Raw genomic sequence first — 22,665 nt, forward strand, 5'->3', positions numbered from 1 at the left:
CATCAAGCGCGCGTGTTACGCGCTCAATTTATCAACTTAGTGGATGGTTTGACCGGGCAAGCTGCACAGCGGTGCATCGCGCAGGATCGAGGTGACGAAACGCCCCTCATCCGTGTCAAGAATAGCATATCCATAGCCACGCAGGCGGTGTTTCCACTCACGCTCCGAAATCGCCATATCACGCTCTCGCATGACCAGATCGCGGATTTTGGCCTTGGCCTCACGGTTCAGAATTTCCATTTTAGCAGCCTTTCTGCAGAAATATTTGAACCAGTGTTAGTTAACGGCAGTGGCGACAATCGTCTCAGAAAAGGGCGGCCATGGGATAAATCTGGGGCATCTGCCACAATTGAAAACCGGCTCAGCCGCCGCACATTCGATCAAGGTACCGGGTAAATTGCCACAGGTTGCGCTCGATCGGATGCAGCGTGCCCTGGGGCAACATGGCCGACGATGTCCCCCGATAGAGCGCCTCCACCAACAGCTTATCCTCATCATTTGCCACGTTCATGTAGTCGCGCAGGTCAGCGAGCCATTTGTCATAGGCCGCCGGCTTGATATCCGCCAGAACCTCTGGCGGAATGGCCACCCCCACGTGGCGACAAACCGGCCCACGCCGTCCGGCTGCACCGAGATGTACCAGAGATAGTCCGGCATGACGGTGACCAAATGGCAGGGAAACACGCAGAAATCCACCATGGTCCGGCGCCATTCACCGCTCAGGCGCTCATTAGCATGATGCGCCGCCCCTCCACCCGTCTCCGCCTGTTGGGACGCGCGATGGTAGCCATAATAATCGCTATCCTCACCGCAGACATATTCCTCCAACGGTTTTTTGTGCTTGGCGAACGTCTTCTTATGCGCCATCGGCACATGGTAACTTTCGGTAAAATTCTCAATCAGATTTTTCCAATTGGCATCCCATGCCATCGTTTCACGCATCACCGTGCGGTAGCATCCCATATCGTAGCGCCCGACCACCTGATCGCGCAGGGGTGCCAGAGCCTCCGCCAATGAAATTGCCGGAGATGGGGACAGGCTGACATACAAAAAACCCTCCCAAACTTCTGTGTGCAACGAACGCAACCGATGCTCAGACAGATCAAACCCGTCTTTCATCTCCATATAGGGCGCGCGGATCAACGCCCCTGACAGATCATAGGTCCAGGCGTGATAGGGACAGACAAACCGTTTGGTCCGGCCTGTGACTTCCGGCGCAAGGCAGGCAAACCGATGCGCGCAGGCATTCACAAAACCCTGGATACTGCCATCGCTTTGGCGCACCACCAACACCGGCACACCGGCAACATCGTGGGTCAGATACGCGCCTGCCTCGGCAATTTCATCCGCGCGTCCGATGCAAATCCATTCCTGCTGGAAAATCCGCTGGTGCTCATGGGCATGGAATTCGGCGGAATGGTTGACCGCCGGCGGGATGGGATGTGCCGTTTCAAACGGAGTTCGAGCGGCCTCATGCAATGCCTCCAGTACCAATGTCAGAGAGGTATCCGTATGGGCGTTTTTCAAAAAATGCGATGCCATGTCACAAGATTAGAGGCGCCAAACCACGCATCTTGTCTGTTTGCGACACGCTCACAGCCCGTTAAGCGCGGGTTTCGGCCTCAATCTCTGCCCGGCTTTTTCGAGCCCGTTCGGTAGCTGATTTCAACTGGCCACACGCTGCCATGATGTCTTCGCCCCGCGGCGTGCGCACCGGGCTGGCATAGCCCGCTTTGTAAATGATCTCGGCGAATTTCTCGATACGTTCCGGGTCGCTGCGCTGATGCGGAGCACCCGGCCATTCATTGAACGGTATAAGGTTGATCTTGGCCGGAATGCCTTTGATCAACTGCACCAGGCGCCGCGCATCCGCGTCGCTGTCATTCACATCCTTCAGCATCACATATTCAAACGTGATCCGCTCAGAATTGGACAGCCGCGGATAGTCGCGCAAGGCCCCCAACAGGGCTTCTATGTTCCATTTCTTGTTGATCGGCACCAGCTTGTTGCGCACTTCGTCGGTGGTCGCGTGAAAGCTTACGGCCAACAAACATCCGATCTCATCTGCGGTTTTCGCAATCTCTGGCACCACGCCCGATGTGCTCAATGTGATCCGACGACGGCTCAGGGAAATCCCTTCCGGGTCCATCGCGATATTCATCGCATCGCGCACATTGTCAAAATTATAGAGCGGCTCACCCATGCCCATCAGGACGATGTTGCTCAGCAAGCGCGCGTCATAAGTACGTGTGCCGGGCTCAGGCCATTCACCCAGATCGTCACGCGCCATCATCACCTGGCCCACGATTTCGCCGGCCGTCAGATTTCGCACCAACTTTTGCGTCCCTGTATGGCAAAAGGAACAGGTCAGCGTGCACCCCACTTGCGAACTGATACAGAGCGTGCCGCGGGTTTCTTCGGGAATATAGACAACCTCAACCTCGTGCCCCCCGGCAATCCGGACAAGGTACTTGCGCGTACCATCCGCGCTGACTTGTTTGTCCACCACTTCGGGCACAGCAATGACGAACTTCTCAGCCAATTCCGCCCGATACGCCTTGCTGAGGTTTGTCATCGCGTGAAAATCACGCACGCCCCACTGATAGATCCATTGCCAGATCTGCCCGACGCGCATTTTAGCCTGCTTTTCCGGCGTGCCGTTTTCGATCAGCAGCGCGCGCAGCGCATCACGGGTCAATCCCACAAGGTTAACCGGTCCCTCCGGCATCTTCCGGGGGATTGTCAGCACATCTTGCGTGATTGGCGCGGTCTTCTCGGTCATCTCGACGGTTCTCTCGGCTACCAGAAGGACCTCATATAGGATTTCTTCCGGAAAGCAAAAAGAACACCCGCTTATTTTTTGCCCAAAAGCACCGCTTCCACGCGCCTGTTTGCCTCGCGGCCGGTGGCACTGTGGTTTGCTGCCAACGGTGACAGATACCCCACGCCATGGGCTTGTAATTGACGGCGCGGCACGTTGTAGTCTTCGATCAAACGCCGCAGCACCGACTGTGCCCGTTTCCGGGAGAGCGCGACATTATCCTTCAGCGTACCCACGAAATCCGTATGCCCAACCAAAGCCACGCGGCGGTCAGAGTTTTCCAAAAGGAATGCTGAAAGTGCTTCGAGTGACGCAAAGCGCCCCGCGCCCAGCTCAGAAGAGCCTGTGCTAAATTCCAGATCCTGCAAAATCACATGCCCGGCCGCGGTCAGCCCGGCCGCTAGAGATTGGTCGCCAGATGATGTTTCAGCCGCGGGTATCGTCGCCCCACCGGCTGTCACACTCACACTGCCTGATCGTCCATCGGGCGTGACCTCAATAATTTGGACGTACCCAGCACCACCTGATTGGCTAACGATGATCGAGACGAATTGATCCACCTTGCCGCCGGTTGCGGCGCGTTTCTGGGCGGATAAGAACCGAAAATCGAAGAGATCAATATGCATGGCAGGAGCTTGCAAAATTGGCGTGTTGAAGCGGAAGTCGAACCCCCCACACTCCTGTCCGCCGCAATCGAGCAACACCTCATAGCCACCCTCTGCAAGCTGTTCGCGCAACGGACGGATCATTTGCAACGTCGAAGACCCTGATTGCGGTAAGCGCCACGCCCGTTGCAAGACCCGGCCTTCGACCGGCACCACCGGGAGTTGGCCATCGGAAAAGGCAGCAACCGGCACGCTGTAACGACCGGGTTCATTCAGAACTTCCCCTGTCAGTTTCGCGCCACCAGGCAAAGACAACTCCAGCCCGCGCGCAGCAGCACCTATCAGCGCCGAAGCCACCAAAAACGTCAGAAAGATGCGCCCGGGTCGCATCATCGCGCTCACCGGGCTTGCGCGTGATAGTCGGCATTGGGGACCATGCCCGTCGCGCTGGCCACTCTGTTCGACATGTTGAAAAATCCCGTCACGTTCGCAATGTCCCAGATGTCCCGGTCAGAAAATCCAACCTGTCGCAGGGCAACACGGTCGTCTTCTTCAATCGCCGCGCTCTGGGTGGTGACCTTGGCGGCAAAATCCAGCATGGCGCGTTGCCGCGCGTCCAGAGCCGCGACCCGGTAATTCATCACCATCGCCTCTCCCAAGGCCGGGTCGCCCGACAGCGCCCGCACGGCGGCCCCATGGGCAACCTGACAATACCAGCAGCGATTGATGGAGCTGACCACCACAGCAATCATTTCACGATCGAGCTTGCTGAGCCCGCTCTCGGCCAGCATCAGATCATTGTAGAGCGCGGTGAACGCGTTCAGCTTGTCGATGTCAAACGCATGCGCCTTGAGAACGTTTGGCACCATTCCCAGTTTTTCCTGACAGATATCGAAGTATTTCTGCGTTGCCTCGGGCAACGGATCGACCATTGGCAGGTCTAGAGCGGTCGGCGTTTCAGGCTGGGTCATATCGATCATCCTTTTCGGCGGTAATGGTACTGTCCCACAAGCGTCATCCCGAGGGAAGAATAGAGCGCATTTGCCGCCACATTGGCTTGCGTGCAGATAATGGACATATGTGTCGCACCCTGATCCGCGGCCCAAAATGCCGCCTCCTGCATCATGTAACGCCCCATGCCTTCGCGCCGGTGCCTCTCAAGGACTTCCAGCGCATGAACCATGGCGATCCGGTCGTGAATGGCAACAAAACCTGTGGCCGCAGGCCGGTTGTTTGATCGACCAAAAAGACCCGTTTTCACACCCTTTGCCCGCGCCATGACCTCAACCCGCGCCGGCCCGATGCCACCGGCGGCCCAGATATCGCGCATGATCGCCAACGGTTCCCAAATCGCAAAGGTGGAGACACGCGGCGGTCGCTCGGTCATCAGATCAGTCAATGGCGTTACGTAAATATTCACCGGATCAACAATTGGATATCCCGCCGCCTCCAGCATGGCATCCAGGCTGGTTTCGCCATCCCGGATCATGAATAATTGCGGCTGATCCAGATCGCGCATCGCCGCCTCGGCCATTGGCAGATCATCCAGTGTCACTTTTTGGGTCGTGGTTGCGGCACTGACGCGTTGGCCACCGCCCTTCCCGTCCCGTATGGTCCAGGGGCCAACCGTCATTTCAGTCGCCGCGGGCCACGTGCCTTCGATGACGGAATAGAGGTGTTGAACCCCCGGCATCATGCCGAAAACTCCGCCTGAAGTTCCGCCATGGCAGCCGTCACCTGCGCCGGATCGCTGCCCCGGATCACGATATTGGATCCAAAGGCACCATCGCGCTGAAACGGGTAAGAACCAATCGACAATTCCGGATACCGATCCGCCAGCGCTGAGAGCGGCCCTGCGATGTCACCCTCACCGCGGCAAATTTCCTGTGTCTGGGAGGTCAGAGGCCGCCCGCCAGTGAGTGTCGGCAAAACGGTGGCAACCATGGCAGTAAAAACCGCAGGAACACCAGCCATCACATGCACATTTTCCAAGGTGAAACCCGGCGCCACACTTACCGGGTTGTCGATCAATGTGGCCCCGTCCGGAATGCGCGCCATGCGCAACCGGGCTTCGTTCAGATCATACCCTTTGGCTTCGTAATGCGCGGCCAGCAACGCGCGCGCATCGTCACGAACGCTGATGGGCACATCAAACGCCCGAGCCACATTTTCCGCCGTAATGTCATCATGCGTTGGCCCGATGCCGCCGGACGTGAATACGGTGTCATACGCGGCACTCAAGGAGCGCACGGCACTCACAATCGCCTCCGGATCATCGCTGACAACCCGAACCTCCACCAAATCGATCCCGGCTTTGGTCAGCTCACACGCTAGATGATGCATATTGGCGTCGCGCGTGCGGCCTGACAAAATTTCGTCGCCGATCACAAGCATCGCTGCGGTGGGATTAGCCATGACATCTCCTTGTATGGGTCCGGTCACCGGTATAGGCCTGCAATCATGCGCTTTCAAACCCCTCTTGTCCCTGCCATTCTGATCCGCCGCTATAAAAGGTTTCTGGCAGATATCTGGCTGGAGGATGGCCGCGAGGTTACTGCACATTGCGCCAACCCGGGCTCGATGCTGGGCCTGAAAGAACCCGGCATGCGGATTTGGGTTGAACCAAATGACGATCCCAAAAAGAAACTGAAATTTGGGTGGCGCCTGGTGGATCATGAAAATGGCCACTTTACCGGCGTGGACACCTCGGTGCCGAACCGAGCCCTGCGCGCAGCGATCATGGCGCGAGAGATCCCGGAACTGGCGATGTATCACACCGTCAGACCCGAGCAGAAATACGGTCAAAACAGCCGCATCGATTTTTTGTTGCAAGAACCCGGATTGCCTGACGCCTATGTCGAGGTGAAATCCGTCACCCTGTCACGCCAGCCGGAATTGGCTGAATTTCCAGACAGTGTGACCGCCCGTGGCGCGAAACACGTGGCGGAGCTGTCCAAGATGGCACAAGAAGGACATCGCGCGGTGGTGTTTTACCTGATCCAACGGACCGATTGCACATTGATGACAGTGGCGGCCGACGTCGACCCGACTTATGCAAAAGCTTTTGAACTGGCACGCCAGGCCGGTGTCGAGGTTCTGGCCTATGACACGCGGATCACGCCGCAAGAAATTCTGGTCGGAAACGCCGTTCCAGTAACCTGAACGCCAAGTTCGCACCATTCTTTTTCGGGGCCAAGGGTCAGTTATTCCTGACTGAGAGACAACCTCAAGACGTGTTACTCTGCCAGAGCGTGCAGTGCCCCTCCTTATTTTTCAGGCACCTGGCGCAGCATTAAATACCAAAATTTTTCAAACAATTTTTATGTGTGGAGTACTTACAATGAATAAGAAAGACTTCCTGAAAACACTCGATGATGAGCGTGACGAAAACGTTGCACGGCTGGTTTTTTCGGGCCGCGCGCTCAGCAAGAGCAAAGACAGTCTGCATATGTGCACATCATCGGGTGTGGTTCTGATCCCGATTGATGAGATTGAGAATGTGGAACGCGTCTATGAAAAGATCGACCGCAATCTCGTGAACGTCACGGTGCGCAATTCCGATGCGGTGCGTCATGTGCTGCAGGTTGAACAATTGCGCGACACACCCGGCGCGGCCCCTGCCGCCGATGATGGACCGATGGACCTGACGCATTTCGATCACGGCACTGCCACGGATCAAATGATCCTCGATGCCTGTGATGCCACGGATGTGTTCGTCCCACCGTCCTCTTTCACGCGGTGATCCCATGGAAAAGGCCGATCTGAACGATTTCCTCTCAGACCTGACAATGTGTGACATGGACCCAGATATCATGGCGGTGCGCGGTCATGTTCTGCGCGGGCCTGAGGGCCGAACGCGGATTTTGACTGCCGGGATCTATCTGGATGTGCACCCCAATGACATCCTGTCCATTCATCAGGTTGGGGTCGGATCGGCCGAGGTTGAGGTGGCGCTGCAATCTGGCGCCACCTTGCACGGCATTGGCCCGTCCGAGCCGTTTCGCGACCGTATTGAGACAGGCGGCATCCCTTTCACTGTCCTGACGCGCCCACCGGAAACAGCGCATCGCCACAGCATCGAAAAACGGCGGGTTGAGTTCCACAAAAAGGAACGCGCGTTTCTTCAAAAATATGGGCTGTTTGAGCGAAAGGCTTCAGAATGATTTTGATCGTTGATGACCCGCAGGACGTCCACACCCATTGTGTCCGTCAGGAATTATCCGGAATGAACGTGGCCAGCGCCGTACTGGATTGCGCCGATTTTGGCAAAAACGCGCGGCTTAGCATTTCTGCCCGGAACGCGGCAGAATTCACCTGCTCTGATACCGGTCAGACGCACGCTGTGCGCGACGTTTCCACCACGTGGCTGCGCCGTCCCGGGCGGTTCGATCTTACCGATGCCATACGCGACACACACCTTGGTTTTGTGACCCACGAGTGGCGCGATATGTTCTGGGGGCTGATGGACAGCATGATCTGTCGGTTCGTCAATCCCTTGGCGCAACAGGAGCGTGCAACCAAGATTTTGCAACTTCAGGCCGCGCAGGCCGCCGGGTTGAACATACCGGACACATTGGTCTCGAACGATGCGGCGGCCATCACGGCCTTCGTTGACCGGCACCGAGGCCAGGTGATCCACAAGTCCCTGACGCAGGCCAAATCCATGTTGTTCAAAACCAAAAAATGGTCATCCGATGAAAGCGGCCATCTGGACCAGGTCCATCTGGCCCCGATTATGGTGCAGGAGTTGATCACCGGTGTTCTGGACGTGCGGGCCACGGTCATGGGCGACAGGGTCTTTGCCGCCATCATGGAAAGCCCCCCGGATGTCATCGACAGCCGGCTGGTAACCGATCTGCCCTACGAAACCTATGCGCTGTCTCCGGAGATCACGGAACAGATTTTGGACCTGATGCGACGGCTTGGGTTGGTCTATGGCGCCGTTGATTTCAAACTGTCGCATGACGGAACTCCCTATTTCCTCGAGGTCAATCCGCAAGGGCAATTTGCCTATATCGAAATCGCAACCGGTATGCCGCTGATCGGTGAATTTGCCCGGTTTCTGGCCGCCAATGAAAAGAGCGGCGGATAGGCCCCAATCACGCGGATGCGAGCATCGCTCACGCCCTCTGGCCCTTTTGTTCAATCCGCCCTAAATAGAGCGGCGAACAGGACGACAAAGGGCGCTGACGTGAAAGACAAGCACAGCGGTAAAACCACACGCGACGGCATCCGCATCCACGAGGCAGCGGATTTTGCCGGTATGCACGCCGCCGGTGCCTTGGCCGCGCGCATTCTGGATGAGATTGCGGACCATGTTTTTGTGGGCCAAACCACCGGTGAGCTTGACCGGATGATCGAGAACAAGGTCAACACCGCGGGCGCCACATCCGCCACCATCGGCTACAAGGGCTACAAACACGCCAGTTGCATCAGCGTGAACCACGTGGTCTGCCATGGCATCCCCGGCGACAAGAAGCTGAAGGACGGCGACATCCTGAACATCGATGTCACCGTTGTTGTCGACGGGTGGTATGGTGACACGTCGCGCATGTATGTGGCGGGCAAGCTTTCGCGCAAGACAGAGCGATTGATCCAGGTAACGCACGATTCACTCTTCAAAGGGATCGAGGCGGTCAAACCAGGCAATACATTCGGTGATATTGGTCACGCGATCCAGAGTTTTGTAGAAGCGCAGCGCATGTCCGTCGTGCGCGATTTTTGCGGTCATGGTCTGGGCCGGGTGTTCCACTCTCCCCCAAATGTGCTGCATTACGGCCGCGCGGGCACGGGTCCGGTGCTGGAAGAAGGCATGTTCTTCACGATTGAGCCGATGGTCAATCTGGGACGTCCCGAAACCAAGGTCCTGTCCGACGACTGGACCGCCGTCACCCGCGATAAATCCCTGTCCGCCCAATTCGAACACTCCATCGGCGTCACGGCGGATGGCTGCGAGCTTTTCACCCTCTCCCCCGCAGACAGGTTCCACCCGACCTGGCGTTAACGGCGTTGGTTTGAGGCTTTACGGTCGTCCGCTCTGCGGACACATCGCGCATTACGACATAGAGTTTGAGTGACGGCTTTGGAACCTGCAATTCCTGAGCAGAGCTTCCATGTGCGTAAAGAGATATAGTTTTTTACTGCCTATTGTCTCTGCCGGTTTCAAACATTTCTGCTTTGATATCGATTGATAATCGCCATTCTGAAAGCCCGGGCAACCCGTCAACCGTTTTGGCTACATTCACCTTCCTGATCGATCGCGCCTAATACTCTTTCGCCATAATATTCAAAAAATCCCTCAAAAAATGCAAGTTTTATACCACTCTCGGGCAGCTTCGTACTAGTTTGCTGCAGAATATCATTGTCAGAATGAGGGTGATCTCGGATTTTCCGAGCGTTGTTTGGGAGGACATCATGAAGAAACTAGCAGTGCCGGCCTTTGTGCTGGCGACAGGGATTGCGGCTGTGGCGAGCGCTGAAGAGCTCACCATTGCTATCGTTAACAACGGCCACATGATCAACATGCAGACCGTCGCACAGGCTTACACTGAAGAAACCGGTGTGAAGTTGAACTGGGTTTCGTTGGAAGAAGGTGTCCTTCGCGAGCAGGTCACGTCTGATACAGCGACAGGCGGTAGTCAGTATGACGTTATTAACATCGGCATGCAGGAAGCACCTATTTGGGGTGCAGCAGGCTGGATTGAACCCCTTGAATTTGGTGCTGACTACGACGTGGAAGATATTTTGCCGGCGATCCGCGCTGGTCTGAGCCACGAAGGTACCATGTATGCGGCGCCATTTTATGGCGAAAGCTCCATGGTTATGTATCGCAAGGACTTGACCGATGCAGCGGGCGTAACAATCGCCGACAATGATAGCTGGGATAACATCAAAGCGGCTGCGGCAGCCGTTCATGACCCGGAAAACGGCGTTTATGGCGCCTGCTTGCGTGGAAAACCCGGCTGGGGCGACAACATGGCCTTCATCACGACGGTCGTGAATTCGTTTGGTGGCGCCTGGTTTGACAAAGATATGCGTCCGACGCTGGACAGCGACGAATGGAAGGCTGCGATCAACTTCTATGTAGATCTGCTTGGCAATTTCGGACCTCCCGGTTCGGAAGGTAATTCGTTCAATGAGATCCTCGCGCTTTACAACGAAGGCAAGTGCGGTATGTGGATCGATGCGACCATCGCGGCGTCCTTCCTTGAGGTCGACGGTGTCGCTTACGCGCAGTCGCCAAATGCTGGCAATCCGGTTGGGGCGAACTGGCTTTGGGCTTGGGCAATGGCCGTGCCTGCCGGATCGCCAAATGCTGAAGCCGCCAAGGCGTTCATCGAATGGGCAACGTCCAAGGACTATGTTCAAGCGGTGGCCAACCACCCTGATTTTGGTTGGAAATCGGTTCCGACCGGCCAGCGCGCATCAACTTACATGTTCGACGAGTTCAAGGCCGTGGCTGGTTTTGCCGAGGCTGAAATGGCAGCGATCAACTCAGCCGCCCCCGAAGCGACAGACCTAAAACCATATGTCGGCGTTCAGTTTGCCGCAATTCCGGAGTTCCCTGAAGTGGGATCGGCTGTGGCCCAGGAAATGGCAGCAGCTCTGTCCGGAGCCAAATCGGTGGATGAGGCACTGGCAGCGTCACAAGCCGCAGCGGATGCCATCATGTCTGAAGCAGGCTACTACTGACCCATGACGACAATTGGGAAGGGCGTTCGCGCCCTTCTCATTCCGTGATGTTCGTCAAACCGCAGTAGGTTCCACGAACCAGGCGAACGGGTACCGCACCCTGCCGCAACCCTGAGCGAAAAAAGCAATGACCAACCGAACGCTGCCAAAACTCCTCCAGACACCCGCTGTGGTGCTGTTGTTGATCTGGATGCTCGTTCCGCTGAGTATGACGTTGTATTTTTCGTTTATCCGCTATGTGTTGAACAATCTGCGCCGACCCGAATGGACGACCCCTTCCTTGAGCAATTGGCGTGGCTTTGGGAATTACGAGTTCGTGCTCTACAAGGCCAAGGACTTTTGGTTTGCGGTGCAAAACAGCCTGTTGATTGTTGGCTCCATTATCGTTCTGACATTGGTTCTTGGTCTTGCAATTGCGATCCTCATCAACCGAAGCTTTCCCGGACGCGGTATCGTTCGGGTGCTGTTGATCTCTCCCTTCTTTGTCATGCCTGCCGTGAATGCCGTGTTGTGGATCAATATGATTTTGGACCCGGTTTTGGGGCTTCAAGGCATCGCGGTGGCGGGTGTTAACGACATGATTGACGGGCTGCGAAGTGCCCCGGTGTTGGGGGCTTTCTTTTCGCTTTGGCCTGAATTCGAGCCCATTTCTTTCCGCGCCACACAGACCTCTGCCTATGCGGTGATCATCATGGTGACATGGCAATGGACGCCTTTTGCGGTTCTGATCTTCATGACGTCCCTGCAATCCGAGGACCAGCAGCAAAAAGAGGCGGCAATCCTTGACGGTGCAAATGCCTGGTCGCAGTTTCGCAACCTGACTTTGCCGCATTTAGGGCGTCCAATCGCGGTTGTGGTGATGATCCAGGCGATCTTTCACTTATCACTTTATGCCGAGATCGAGATCGTGAGCCGCGGAAACGGCAACAAGAACCTGCCTTATCTGATTGGCGAGTTTTCAACCAATAATATCGGGGCCGCTAGTGCAACAGGCATTTTCGCCGTGATCTTGGCCAATATCGTTGCGATCTTCCTTCTGCGGATGGTCGGAAAAACCTTGATGGATTGAAGCTATGATCGTCGCCCAGCAAAGCAAATTTTCGCGTCTGATCTGGCCCGCGCTGGCGTGGATTGTGGCACTCGTGTTTTTCTTCCCGATCTTCTGGATGATCTTTACCAGCTTCAAAACAGATGCGGATGCTGTAAAGCCCGAACACCTTCTGTTCTTCACGCCGACGCTCGAAAACTATGCGAATATGACCCAGAATTACGACTATTGGCGCTTTGCATCCAACTCGGTCATAACGTCGGTTTTCGCCACGTGCTTTTCACTCTTTGTTGGCGTTCCTGCGGCCTATGCCATGGCGTTCAATCCGTCGCCACGCACAAAAGATATTTTGATCTGGATGCTGAGCACCAAGATGTTGCCCGCCGCGGCCGTCCTCTACCCTATGACCTTCTTGACCAAGAATTTCCTTGGCATCTTCGACACCCATTTCCTGATCATCCTGGTCCTGAGCCTGATCAATTTGCCCATCGTTATCTGGATGCTGTTCACCTATTTCAAAGAGATCCCAAAGGAGATCATCGAGGCCGGCAAGATGGATGGCGCCAGCACCTGGGGAGAGATCAAAGATATTTTGGTCCCGTTGGCCTGGGGCGGTATCGCCTCGACGGCGCTGTTGTGTTTCATCTTCTGCTGGAACGAAGCCTATTGGACGGTGCGCCTGACGACGACGGATGCCGCCACGCTGTCCAAGCTCATTGAAGGAAACAGAGCGCCTGAGGGTCTGTTCTTTGGGCGCCTGTCAGCGGTGTCTACCGCTGCGGTGGGTCCGATCATCGTCCTGGGTTGGTTCTGTCAAAAACAGTTGGTGCAGGGCCTCACATTCGGAGCGGTCAAATAATGTCGATCCTCACGCCCGAATTTGAGTTCGTTGATCAGGCCTCCGAAAGTGTGCGCTACCTTGAACATGGCTGGCCAACAGATCTTTGCCGCTGGCATAGCCACGAGGTTTTTGAATTGCACCTGATCACGGCCACAAGGGGCAAAGCCTTTGTCGGCGAACATATCGGTACGTTTGGTCCCGGCGCGCTTTATCTCGTGGGCCCAAATCTGCCACACAATTGGGTCACGGATGAAGTAGGTTCCTATGAGCCCGTGGCGCTGCGGGACATGCTGGTTCAATTCAGCCAGAATAGTGTGGACCGCATGCGCGAAGCCTTTCCGGAGTTTCGCGATCTGGACGAAATGCTGCGAAAGTCACTGGGCGGCATCGAATTTGTCGACTTCGACCAAAGCGTGTCGAAAACCCATCTCGCTGGCATTCGCGATGCGACAGGGACAGAAAGAATAGTCAGGTTTCTGGCTTTCCTGAGGGTCGTCGCGGCTCATCCACAACAAAAGCAGCTTTCTGAACACACCGTTGCCTTGCCCGTTTTCCAAGCCAAGCGCAGCGGGATTGCGGCCGTGGTCGATTACATCACTACAAATTTTGCCGACGACCTCAGCCTCGAAAAAGCTGCCGAAATGGCCCACATGAGCCCCACCGCTTTTTCGCGTAATTTCCAAAAGTTGACCGGCAGTCGCTTTGTCGAGTTTGTGATCAAGGTGCGGATTGGTCAGGCGTGCTCAATGCTTCAAGTAACGGATGAAAAAATTGCATCGATTTGCCACGAGGTTGGGTTTCGAAACCTCGCGAATTTCAATCGGCATTTTCTCAAGGTCAAAGCCATGACACCGTCGGCCTACCGCGATCTGACCCGATCCGAACTGGTGCCTTCGTCGGGGGGCAGCAATTGAACGACGCGAATATTTTCACCACAACATATGATCGGAACGCCTGCGAAATTGGATGGGTCCATGTCGGGTATGGCGCGTTTCACCGTGCGCATCAGGCTGTTTATCTGGATGACTATATGCAGGCCACAGGCGACCTGCGTTGGGGTGTCGCCGCGGTGAATTTGCGGCCGTCGGAAAGCAGTTCTTTCAGGGCGGCATCAAGCACAGACAACGGGTATTTGCTCAAGTCCATCTCGGCGGGCGGAACCGAGGAGTTCCGGGCGATCCGATCGCACCGTGCGTTCCACGATGCAGCAATCGATCCCGAGGCGGCTCTTGACCTAATGGCACTTCCAAGTGTTTCCGTTGTCTCGATCACGGTAACCGAAAGTGGCTATTGTCTTGACGAAGAATGGGCCCTTGATCTGGATGCTGAGCCGATCAGGCGCGACCTGACAGAAGCGAGCATCCGCACTGTCTATGGATATTTGACCCATGGTCTGGAACGGCGTTTCAAAACCTCGGGCGATCCGATCACCATTTTATGCTGCGACAACATCCGCAACAACGGCACCATTCTCATGCAGGGATTGCAGACGTTCATGCACAGTGCAGGGAAAGCCGAGCTTGCCAAGTGGACGCGGGAGAATGCAACGTTTCCGTGCTCCATGGTCGACCGGATTACCCCAAGAACCACGCAGGAATTTGAAGCAAAAGTCGCGCAGATGTTCCCGCGGCAAGCCATAGCGCCGATCCAATCCGAGGACTTCATCCAATGGGTTCTCAAGGATGACTTTGCGGGACCCATGCCAGACTTGGCCCAGGTTGGCGTGCAGATCGTCGATGTGGTGGAACCCTATGAAGAGGCGAAAATTCGCATTCTCAATGGCGGACATGCCGGGCTGGCCTATCTCGGCGCGCTTGCCGGGTACACAACGTTTGATGCGGCGATGCGCGATCCGTCCCTTCGGGCGCATTTCGATGCCTTTCAGCAGGATGAGGTTTTGGTTGGCTTGGGCAAGGCTATGCCATTTGATACCTCCGCCTATCTCAACCAAGTCACCGCCCGATTTACAAATGCCGGCATCGCGGATCAGTTGGAGCGGATTTGCATGGACGGCTATTCGAAAATGGCCATCTATATCCGCCCGACACTGCGCGCTTGTCTGGCCAAGGGACTTGACCCAAAAGCGGGCTATGATTGCATTGCATCATGGGTGGTTTTTGCCCGCCGCGCGCAGGCGGGTCTAAGCCATGTGCCTTACCACGAGCCGTTTATGGACAAGCTGTCACCGCTCCTGTCCGTGGGTCGAGAGGCGGACCTGGCGAGTGATCCGAATATTTGGGGCAATCTACCCTCCACGTATGACAGGTTTGCGCCGGGCGTCGTCGCGGCCATCAAAGGAATGGAACAAAAATGGCAGGCCTAAAGCTGCGCAGCGTTGCCAAGTCTTATGGCGATACGGAAGTCATCGAGAGCATTGACCTCGATGTCGAGGATGGCGAGTTCGTCGTGTTCGTCGGCCCGTCCGGCTGCGGAAAATCCACGCTTTTGCGCATGATCGCAGGGCTTGAAGAAATCTCAGGCGGGGACATCTCAATTGGCGACACGCTCGTCAATGAAATCGCTCCGGCCAAGCGCGGCGTGGCCATGGTGTTCCAGACCTATGCGCTCTATCCGCACATGACGGTCTACAACAATATGGCCTTCGGATTGAAACAGGCAAAAATGCCGAAGCCCGAAATCGATACGCGTGTGCGCGCCGCGGCTGAAATTTTGGACATCACGGACTATCTGGATCGTACCCCAAAGGCGCTGTCTGGTGGTCAACGTCAACGCGTTGCAATTGGCCGCGCCATTGTGCGGGAGCCGGAGGTTTTCTTGTTTGACGAACCGCTGTCCAACCTGGATGCAGCCTTGCGTGTGCAGACAAGATTGGAAATCGCGCGCTTGCACGAACGATTGGGGACGACGATGATCTACGTCACCCATGACCAGGTCGAAGCCATGACGCTCGCCGACAAAATTGTGGTCTTGAAGGGCGGTCACATTGAACAAGTGGGTAGCCCGATTGACCTCTACGAACGCCCGAACAATACATTCGTGGCGCAGTTTATTGGCAGCCCCAAAATGAATTTTTTTACGCCGACAACATTGGCAAAAACCGCTGATCCAGAGTTGCGGGATCCAACCGGCGGCGGATTGACCATTGGCGTCCGCTCCGAGCATTTGAAGCTCTGTGAGAAAGATCAAGCGATGTTGAGCGCCAAGTTTGAACTGGTCGAAAACCTTGGAGAGCATGCGTTGGTTCATTTACGGGCCGACGATGGCACGGATTTCATTGCCAAGCTCGACATGCCGCCCGATGCTGAACGCGGAAGCTACCTTCATTTCACGGCCGCCGCCGAAAAGGTACATCTCTTCGACAGTGTCACTGGACAGCGGCACGTGACAACATGATCCTTTGTTGTGGCGAAGCGCTTATCGACATGATCCCGTCACTCACGGCAGAGGGGCGGCAGAGTTTCGTGCCGCACCCTGGAGGCGCGGTATTCAATACAGCCCGGGCTTTGGGGCGGTTGGGGGAAGATGTTGCGCTGTTCAGCGGGTTGTCAAATGACCAATTCGGCCGTCTTCTGACCAGCGCTCTGACTGAAAGTCACGTAAGCACGCGCACGATCGCATATTCCGATAGGCCAACAACGCTGGCGTTTGTGCATCTGGAGCAGGGGCAAGCGCAGTACAGCTTTTTTGACGAAAATTCCGCGGGCCGCATGTTGGCGCCCTCCGATCTGCCAGCGTCGCCGCTTACCGTCGATGCACTTTTCTTCGGAGGCATCAGTCTGGTGTCTGAACCGGCAGCCGACACCTATGTGGATTTGGCCGTGCGCGAAGCCCCGTCGAAACTGATCATGTTGGATCCCAACATCCGACCGTCCTTTATCAAAGACGAAGCCGCTTATCGTGCCCGACTTACACGCATGATTGAAATCTCTGACATCGTGAAAGTATCGGATGAAGACCTTGATTGGCTGTTAGATGGCTCGGACAGGCCAGAGACCAAAGCGCACCACTTACTGTCGCTTGGTCCCAAACTCATTTTGATGACACATGGCAGCGAAGGCGCCAGCGCTTTTTCATCGATCGGCGTGCACGTGAAAATTTCCAGTCGTCATGTTGAGGTGGTTGACACAGTCGGCGCGGGCGATGCCTTCAATGCGGGATTTTTGAGGCATTTGAATGCCATGGGGTGTCTCAGCAAAGAACGCGTTTCTGCTCTGAGTGATACAGATGTGGAGGCATGTTTGACTTTTGCAGCTTCCATTGCGGAACGGACGATCACCAAGGCTGGCGCAGAGCTACCTTGGCAACCCAATACTTGATGCGCGCAACACATTGAAAAATTGGACGATTTATCAATTCGCCGCATAGCGAATTGTCACATTGAAACCATCTTGCGGTGCCGGTCTTTCATGGCCTCGCCAATTTTGTCCGACTTCCTAAAAGCTGACAGTACTGCTTCAAGAGACAAAAAAGTTCTTTGGTTAGAAAAGCTTTTTCGGCAAGTTTCCAACTACCAATTGTTGCCGTTGTGGGTTTGGCGCAGAATTTTGCTTCTAGAAGCGAATTCAAAGGAACTTGTTAAAACATCCAATATCTTGAAGGTTTCATGGTGCCGGCGGCGGCGCCAAATTGAAGCGATAAAACAATAAATCTATGAAGATATTTAAGTGAAGCATCAATGCCCCCAAGTTGATCCATCAAGCCCAATGACCGCAATACGGACGCAAAGCGGACGTTCAAGTCATCTAAGCTAACTCCAATGCTGCCCAATCCCGATGCTGCATCTCTTTTCGTTCGTTTAGTGTTCAGTTTGGCTAAAGCTTCGCAGTGGACATATGCCTGCTCTTTCTGCATCCATTCAAAGCGCAAAACTGTAGTGCATTAGCGGCTTTCTGAAATGCTCTAGGCGCGTTACTCTGGTTGCGTTAAAACACGCTATTCAAGAAACCCAAGAGGGTAAAATGGGCAGTGAAAATCCCTATCATGGCTTGCCGCCAGAAGCCTTTTGGCGGTCGGGGGTCGCAGACGTAGGCCTTTTTGGATACAAAAAACTCTGGACATCTAAGTGGCAATTACCTGAAGACGCACGTTTTTCAACTTACGGGTCTTGTTTTGCTCAACATATTAGCCGTGCGCTGACAAATCGTAAGATGAATTGGGTCAACGCGGAACCCGCTCCTGGGCGTACGCCTCCGGAACTAGAATTGCAGTACAATTATGGTGTGTTTTCGTCGCGAACTGGCAACATTTACACCGCCGCACAGCTGAAGTGCTGGACCGAACTTGGCACAGATCCTGGTCTGGTTGCCAGTGTCGATTTGTGGACTGAAGATGACGGACGAGTGATAGATAGCTTACGTCCCGCCGTTGAGCCGCGGGGCTTCATTTCTGAAAACGAAGCACGGGCAAGTTTGCGAACCAATGCCCTCGCTTTTCGTAAATCCATAACGGATACCGACGTGTTTGTTTTTACACTAGGGTTGACCGAAGGTTGGCAAAATCAGGAAACCAGCCAACCTTATCCAATGTGTCCCGGCACGATAGCGGGACTGTTTGATAAAGACCGACATGTTTACCGCAATTATTCCTATACTGAAACTGCGGCAGGTCTTGAGATTGCCTTCGACCAAATGTGGGCGCTCAATCCTGACCTAAAAATCTTATTGACGGTCTCACCTGTGCCGCTGACCGCTACAATGGATGGTCAGCATGTTCTGGTGTCATCGACTTATTCCAAATCAACACTTCGCGCCGTCGCTGGCGATTTGGCTAAGTCCTTTGAAGCGGTTGACTACTTTCCTTCTTACGAGATCATAGCCGCACCCTCGTCGAGAGGAACCTTCTTTGAACCCAACATGCGATCTATAGCACAGGACGGTGTAAATTTGGTGATGGGCCATTTCTTCGACGGCTTGAACCTTAACGGCAAAGCTAAGGGAATAGAGGTTTCCGAGATCGCAGAACGGAAAGCGGCAGTCGAACGAGAAATGGCTGCTGAGGAACTGATTTGCGAGGAAATGAGCCTCGAGGTTTTCAATGAAACCTGATGTTTTGATTATTGGCGATAGCCATGCGTCGGCGTTGAATGAAGGCTGCAAGGCAATTGGGATGACGACCAAGCTTGTCATTTTTTCTGGTAGAAACTGGGCGGCGGGCGCGATCACACCGCACAAAACCCACGGGATCTGGATGAATAGACCATGGGCTAAGAAAATGTTTATGAATCTGAAAAAGGAGCTTGAAGTCGACAACCTGGCTCATACGGATGTTCCGGTACTCTTCAGCGTTGGCTATCACTTGGGACGTATGGTGCCGCCCTTCGGCTGGAACAACCACATTGCCATCGACGATGAGGTCAAGGTTCCTGATGACTGTCTCGCCGTTTCTTCTGGCTTTCTTAAGGACTACATCCAAGCCTATCGCAGGTCCCACTTTGCATTGATTGAACAATTTGCGAAGACGGCAAGATTAACCGTTGTAGCGCCGCCGCCAATGTTTCATCGCGCTAACTATGATGCGTTCCGCCGCGAGATTTCACATCAGATTTCCAAAGTAAATGCCGTTGTCTATGACCCAGCCGAGGATTTGGCCGACGAAGCCGGAGTTTTACCTGAGCATCTTCTGGAAAGTGATCACACACACGGCAACTCGGAATATGGTGCCCTTGTGATCAAAAAGTTAGTTGAGCGTGGTTTTCTTCCAGAGCGCGCAAGTCATAATACCGCTTGAAGACATCAAATGTATTTCCAAACGACCTAATCTCATAAGGCGGGACCAACTGCCAGATGACAGAAATTCCCATGGTAAGATGCGTCGGGTCGGTGAACGCCTGCTTTGGGCTCCAAACGGACATTCGCTACACAAGTCCACCCCAATACATCACCGCAGGATCGGCACGGTCTGTCTCAATGGCGCGTCGGTCATCGCGGATGGTTTGGGGCCGCCGGTAGCCCAATCGAGCAATTCCACCGTATGCAGGATCGGTATTTCGGTTGCCGAGCCGATTTGCATCATGCATCCGATGTTGCCCGCCGCAATTACATCGGGTGATTTGGCCTCCAGCGTACGGACTTTGCGCGCTTTGAGTTTTTGCGAAATTTCGGGCTGCATCAGGTTGTACGTCCCCGCGGAACCACAACACAGATGCGGATCCGCCGGTTCGACAATCGTAAAACCCGCACGTTTCAGCAAATCCTTGGGAAAGGTTTTGATCTGTTGGCCATGCTGCAACGAACAGGCGGCGTGATAGGCCACCACCATATCCTTGTCATCACCCTCGGGCATGTCGAGTTGCATCAATAGCTCGGAGATATCCATGGCCTTTTCTGAAACCCGCGCGGCATCAGCGGCCAGCGCCTCATTGCGGAACATGTGACCATAATCCTTGACCGTGGTGCCGCATCCGGACGTGTTGATCACAATCGCGTCCAACCCTTTGCCATCCATCTCAGCAGTCCAGGCGCGGATATTCTTGGCGGCGGTTGCGTGGCTCTCGGTTGTTTTGCCCATGTGGTGAGTCAACGCACCGCAACAGCCCGCGCCTTCGGCCACCACGACCTCACAGCCCAACCGCGTCAGAAGGCGGATCGTGGCATCATTGATATCCGTGTTCAGCGCCTTTTGCGCGCAACCCGTCATCAGCGCCACGCGTTTGACCGGCGCGCCCTGGGCCGGAAAGGATTGCGGATCATCATTGCGACTGACCGGCGGGATTTGCTTTGGTGCCATTTCCAACATCGCCCGCAGGCGCACATCTGGCATCAACCGCGCAAAGGGCCGTCCGATCTTGGCCCCAAGCAGCGCAAGGCGAAACCGGCCAGGGTAGGGCAGAATTTTCGACAGAATCCAGCGCAGGGCACGATCATCCCACCGGCGGGTGTAATTCTGCTCGATGTAATCGCGCGCATGATCAACCAGATGCATATAATGAACGCCCGACGGGCAGGTCGACATACAGGCCAGACAGCTCAGGCACCGGTCAATATGCTTGACGGTTTTCTCATCCGGCACCCGGTTGTTTTCCAGCATATCCTTGATCAGGTAGATGCGGCCTCGCGGGCTATCCAACTCGTCACCCAGAACCTGGTATGTGGGACAAGTAGCCGTGCAAAACCCGCAATGCACGCAGGCACGCAAAATTTCATTTGAACGCGCAACCGCTGGATCCAGCAGCTGATCGGGAGTGAATTCAGTTTTCATTTTTCGGCAATCACCTGTGCAGCATAGAGCCCGAACCACGGTAGCGTGGTCGAGAGAGCGCCAATAGTTAGGATGGTTTTTCGGGCAAAATTTGAGGTCAGGCGAAATTGCAGAGCCAGCGCGCAATAGGCCAGCACAACCACCCACGCCACCCAACTGACCACGATGACCGCAAGGCCCGGATAGGGGCTCGGGCTCAGCAAAGGAACGGCCCACCGTCCCAATCCGAATGCCGCTGCCATCAATGCAATCGCCACGATCATCAAACCGGCAATCCGGTGTCGGCTAGGGGGGCGGCGAGCCAGCCGCCAAAAGAGCGCGGGTCCTACAACAAAGACCATGAAAAAGGTCACAGCCAGCTTCATGCGGCCTGCCCCATCAGCCCCGGGTTCAGGATGCCGCGCGGGTCAAATTTCTGGCGCAATCCTGTCTGCAATGCTGCAACGGCGGGCGCCAAGGGTTGGAACGCTGTGTCGCTACTGCCGCGAACAAGGGTTGCGTGGCCGCCAGTGACCGAAATGGCCTGGCGGATCTGGGCCGAGTTGAGATTAGACCCTTCAGGCACCAAGAGCCAGATCAAACCCCCACCCCAATCATAGAGCGCTTGCGTCCCCGGCAAACTGGCCACGATCTGGGGCGCATCGCTTGGCTTGACCGACAATCGCCAGACATCGCCTGCCGCATGTTGGAAGGCGACCACATTGCAAATGTCACGCCACTCGGCTTGCGTGGTGGCGGCATCCGTCTCCAACCCAAAAGCACCAAACTGCGCCAATTGTCTTTGCAGTGCCTCTGCGCGATATGCGACCGAACTTTCGAAACCTTCCAGACGGATCATCGTCAGGGGTGCACCGTTTTTGCCCGTTTGCAAATGCGCCGCGCCCGTCACTTCGTAGGGTGAGCCAAGGGCCATGCTCAGCGCTTTGACCGCGTCAACATCACTCAGGCCTTCAAGTCTTAGCGTCCCCGTTGCATGCGATTTCGGCAGTACCTTGAGTGACACTTCCGTCAAAACACCCAATGTGCCCCAACTACCTGCCATCAACTTGACCAAATCATACCCGGTCACGTTTTTCATCACGCGCCCGCCGTTTTTGATGATTTTACCCTGCCCGTCCACAAACCGGACACCCAGCAGATGATCGCGACAGGCACCCACCTGAATGCGGCGCGGACCCGACACATTGGCGGCAACTACGCCGCCTATAGTTGGCGTCCCTTCAGTGCCGAGCAAAGGCCGGTGATCCATCGGTTCAAATGCAAGGCGCTGTCCTTCGGCGTCCAACGCTTTTTCAACCTCCGCCAGCGATGTGCCGGCCTTGGCTACGAGCGTCAGCGCGCCCGGCTCGTATAGTTCGATGCCAGTCAGCCCGCTGGTATTCAGAATTGTACCATTTGTTGGCGCGCCAATGGGGCGCGTACCACCGCCCTTTATCCGAAACGGGGCATCAGCACCCTGAACAATTCCGGCCAATTCGGCCTCGGAGGAAGGAATCAGCAT

25 protein-coding genes are annotated in these 22,665 nt (G+C 55.3%); 14 read left to right on the forward strand and 11 right to left on the reverse strand.

Annotation, left to right across the window (positions count from 1 at the left end; translation table 11 throughout):
- Positions 1-36: 36 nt before the first annotated feature.
- The 8 genes from ACZ1HJ_RS02040 to ACZ1HJ_RS02075 form a co-directional block, all read right to left on the reverse strand.
- Entirely contained in the window at positions 37-240 is a 204-nt protein-coding gene (locus ACZ1HJ_RS02040; RefSeq protein ID WP_472720703.1) for a hypothetical protein, read from the reverse strand.
- A gap of 121 nt (positions 241-361) precedes the next feature.
- A complete protein-coding gene (locus ACZ1HJ_RS02045; protein ID WP_472720704.1) occupies positions 362-511 on the reverse strand; it encodes a hypothetical protein in 150 nt (49 codons plus the stop codon).
- Positions 508-1,542: an aromatic ring-hydroxylating oxygenase subunit alpha gene (locus tag ACZ1HJ_RS02050; RefSeq protein WP_472720705.1), complete on the reverse strand. Its 1,035-nt coding sequence runs from the start codon at positions 1,540-1,542 to the stop codon at positions 508-510. The genes ACZ1HJ_RS02045 and ACZ1HJ_RS02050 overlap by 4 nt, the downstream gene beginning before the upstream one ends.
- A gap of 61 nt (positions 1,543-1,603) precedes the next feature.
- Positions 1,604-2,782, reverse strand: coding sequence for a dual-specificity RNA methyltransferase RlmN (gene rlmN, locus ACZ1HJ_RS02055; protein ID WP_472720706.1), 1,179 nt, complete (start codon positions 2,780-2,782; stop codon positions 1,604-1,606).
- Between the two features lie 71 nt (positions 2,783-2,853).
- A complete protein-coding gene (locus ACZ1HJ_RS02060) occupies positions 2,854-3,819 on the reverse strand; it encodes an OmpA family protein (RefSeq protein WP_472720707.1) in 966 nt (321 codons plus the stop codon).
- Between the two features lie 5 nt (positions 3,820-3,824).
- Positions 3,825-4,397: a peroxidase-related enzyme gene (locus tag ACZ1HJ_RS02065; RefSeq protein WP_472720708.1), complete on the reverse strand. Its 573-nt coding sequence runs from the start codon at positions 4,395-4,397 to the stop codon at positions 3,825-3,827.
- 5 nt (positions 4,398-4,402) lie between these two features.
- Positions 4,403-5,122 (reverse strand): GNAT family N-acetyltransferase, encoded by a 720-nt coding sequence (locus ACZ1HJ_RS02070; RefSeq protein WP_472720709.1) that lies wholly within the window; start codon positions 5,120-5,122, stop codon positions 4,403-4,405.
- Entirely contained in the window at positions 5,119-5,841 is a 723-nt protein-coding gene (locus ACZ1HJ_RS02075; protein ID WP_472720710.1) for a competence/damage-inducible protein A, read from the reverse strand. The genes ACZ1HJ_RS02070 and ACZ1HJ_RS02075 overlap by 4 nt, the downstream gene beginning before the upstream one ends.
- 45 nt (positions 5,842-5,886) lie before the next feature.
- Here ACZ1HJ_RS02075 and sfsA point away from each other — a divergent pair, with 45 nt between their 5' ends.
- From sfsA to ACZ1HJ_RS02145, 14 genes are all read left to right on the forward strand, one after another.
- The gene (gene sfsA / locus ACZ1HJ_RS02080) at positions 5,887-6,588 is read left to right on the forward strand and encodes a DNA/RNA nuclease SfsA (protein ID WP_472720711.1); all 702 of its coding nucleotides are present in this window, start codon (positions 5,887-5,889) and stop codon (positions 6,586-6,588) included.
- 178 nt (positions 6,589-6,766) lie between these two features.
- Entirely contained in the window at positions 6,767-7,168 is a 402-nt protein-coding gene (locus ACZ1HJ_RS02085; RefSeq protein WP_472720712.1) for a hypothetical protein, read from the forward strand.
- A 4-nt stretch (positions 7,169-7,172) separates the two neighbouring features.
- Positions 7,173-7,589: a hypothetical protein gene (locus ACZ1HJ_RS02090; protein ID WP_472720713.1), complete on the forward strand. Its 417-nt coding sequence runs from the start codon at positions 7,173-7,175 to the stop codon at positions 7,587-7,589.
- Positions 7,586-8,518, forward strand: coding sequence for an ATP-grasp domain-containing protein (locus ACZ1HJ_RS02095; RefSeq protein ID WP_472720714.1), 933 nt, complete (start codon positions 7,586-7,588; stop codon positions 8,516-8,518). The genes ACZ1HJ_RS02090 and ACZ1HJ_RS02095 overlap by 4 nt, the downstream gene beginning before the upstream one ends.
- 99 nt (positions 8,519-8,617) lie before the next feature.
- Positions 8,618-9,430, forward strand: a complete 813-nt coding sequence (gene map, locus ACZ1HJ_RS02100) for a type I methionyl aminopeptidase (RefSeq protein WP_472720715.1) — start codon at positions 8,618-8,620, stop codon at positions 9,428-9,430.
- Positions 9,431-9,840: 410 nt separating this feature from the next.
- Positions 9,841-11,118, forward strand: coding sequence for an ABC transporter substrate-binding protein (locus ACZ1HJ_RS02105; protein WP_472722136.1), 1,278 nt, complete (start codon positions 9,841-9,843; stop codon positions 11,116-11,118).
- Positions 11,119-11,245: 127 nt separating this feature from the next.
- On the forward strand, positions 11,246-12,187 hold the full coding sequence (locus ACZ1HJ_RS02110; protein ID WP_472720716.1) for a carbohydrate ABC transporter permease: 942 nt from the start codon (positions 11,246-11,248) through the stop codon (positions 12,185-12,187).
- Between the two features lie 4 nt (positions 12,188-12,191).
- Complete coding sequence (locus ACZ1HJ_RS02115) at positions 12,192-13,025, forward strand: carbohydrate ABC transporter permease (RefSeq protein ID WP_472720717.1); 834 nt, start codon at positions 12,192-12,194, stop codon at positions 13,023-13,025.
- Entirely contained in the window at positions 13,025-13,921 is an 897-nt protein-coding gene (locus ACZ1HJ_RS02120; RefSeq protein ID WP_472720718.1) for a helix-turn-helix domain-containing protein, read from the forward strand. The genes ACZ1HJ_RS02115 and ACZ1HJ_RS02120 overlap by 1 nt, the downstream gene beginning before the upstream one ends.
- On the forward strand, positions 13,918-15,330 hold the full coding sequence (locus tag ACZ1HJ_RS02125) for a mannitol dehydrogenase family protein (protein ID WP_472720719.1): 1,413 nt from the start codon (positions 13,918-13,920) through the stop codon (positions 15,328-15,330). The genes ACZ1HJ_RS02120 and ACZ1HJ_RS02125 overlap by 4 nt, the downstream gene beginning before the upstream one ends.
- Positions 15,318-16,361, forward strand: a complete 1,044-nt coding sequence (locus ACZ1HJ_RS02130; protein ID WP_472720720.1) for an ABC transporter ATP-binding protein — start codon at positions 15,318-15,320, stop codon at positions 16,359-16,361. The genes ACZ1HJ_RS02125 and ACZ1HJ_RS02130 overlap by 13 nt, the downstream gene beginning before the upstream one ends.
- Positions 16,358-17,284, forward strand: coding sequence for a carbohydrate kinase family protein (locus ACZ1HJ_RS02135; RefSeq protein WP_472720721.1), 927 nt, complete (start codon positions 16,358-16,360; stop codon positions 17,282-17,284). Before ACZ1HJ_RS02130 ends, ACZ1HJ_RS02135 begins: the two co-directional genes overlap by 4 nt.
- A 642-nt stretch (positions 17,285-17,926) precedes the next feature.
- The gene (locus ACZ1HJ_RS02140; RefSeq protein WP_472720722.1) at positions 17,927-19,012 is read left to right on the forward strand and encodes a GSCFA domain-containing protein; all 1,086 of its coding nucleotides are present in this window, start codon (positions 17,927-17,929) and stop codon (positions 19,010-19,012) included.
- Positions 19,002-19,694 carry a hypothetical protein gene (locus tag ACZ1HJ_RS02145; protein WP_472720723.1) on the forward strand — a complete coding sequence of 231 codons (693 nt, stop codon included), beginning with the start codon at positions 19,002-19,004 and terminating at the stop codon, positions 19,692-19,694. Before ACZ1HJ_RS02140 ends, ACZ1HJ_RS02145 begins: the two co-directional genes overlap by 11 nt.
- 150 nt (positions 19,695-19,844) lie before the next feature.
- On the opposite strand, the gene glcF is transcribed toward ACZ1HJ_RS02145, so the two are convergent.
- The 3 genes from glcF to glcE are packed head-to-tail and all read right to left on the reverse strand — an operon-like array spanning position 19,845 to position 22,662.
- On the reverse strand, positions 19,845-21,164 hold the full coding sequence (gene glcF / locus ACZ1HJ_RS02150; RefSeq protein ID WP_472720724.1) for a glycolate oxidase subunit GlcF: 1,320 nt from the start codon (positions 21,162-21,164) through the stop codon (positions 19,845-19,847).
- On the reverse strand, positions 21,161-21,529 hold the full coding sequence (locus ACZ1HJ_RS02155; protein WP_472720725.1) for a hypothetical protein: 369 nt from the start codon (positions 21,527-21,529) through the stop codon (positions 21,161-21,163). Before ACZ1HJ_RS02155 ends, glcF begins: the two co-directional genes overlap by 4 nt.
- The gene (gene glcE / locus ACZ1HJ_RS02160) at positions 21,526-22,662 is read right to left on the reverse strand and encodes a glycolate oxidase subunit GlcE (RefSeq protein WP_472722137.1); all 1,137 of its coding nucleotides are present in this window, start codon (positions 22,660-22,662) and stop codon (positions 21,526-21,528) included. The genes ACZ1HJ_RS02155 and glcE overlap by 4 nt, the downstream gene beginning before the upstream one ends.
- Positions 22,663-22,665 lie beyond the last annotated feature (3 nt).

This window comes from Roseovarius sp. JB2-10 (assembly GCF_055693585.1).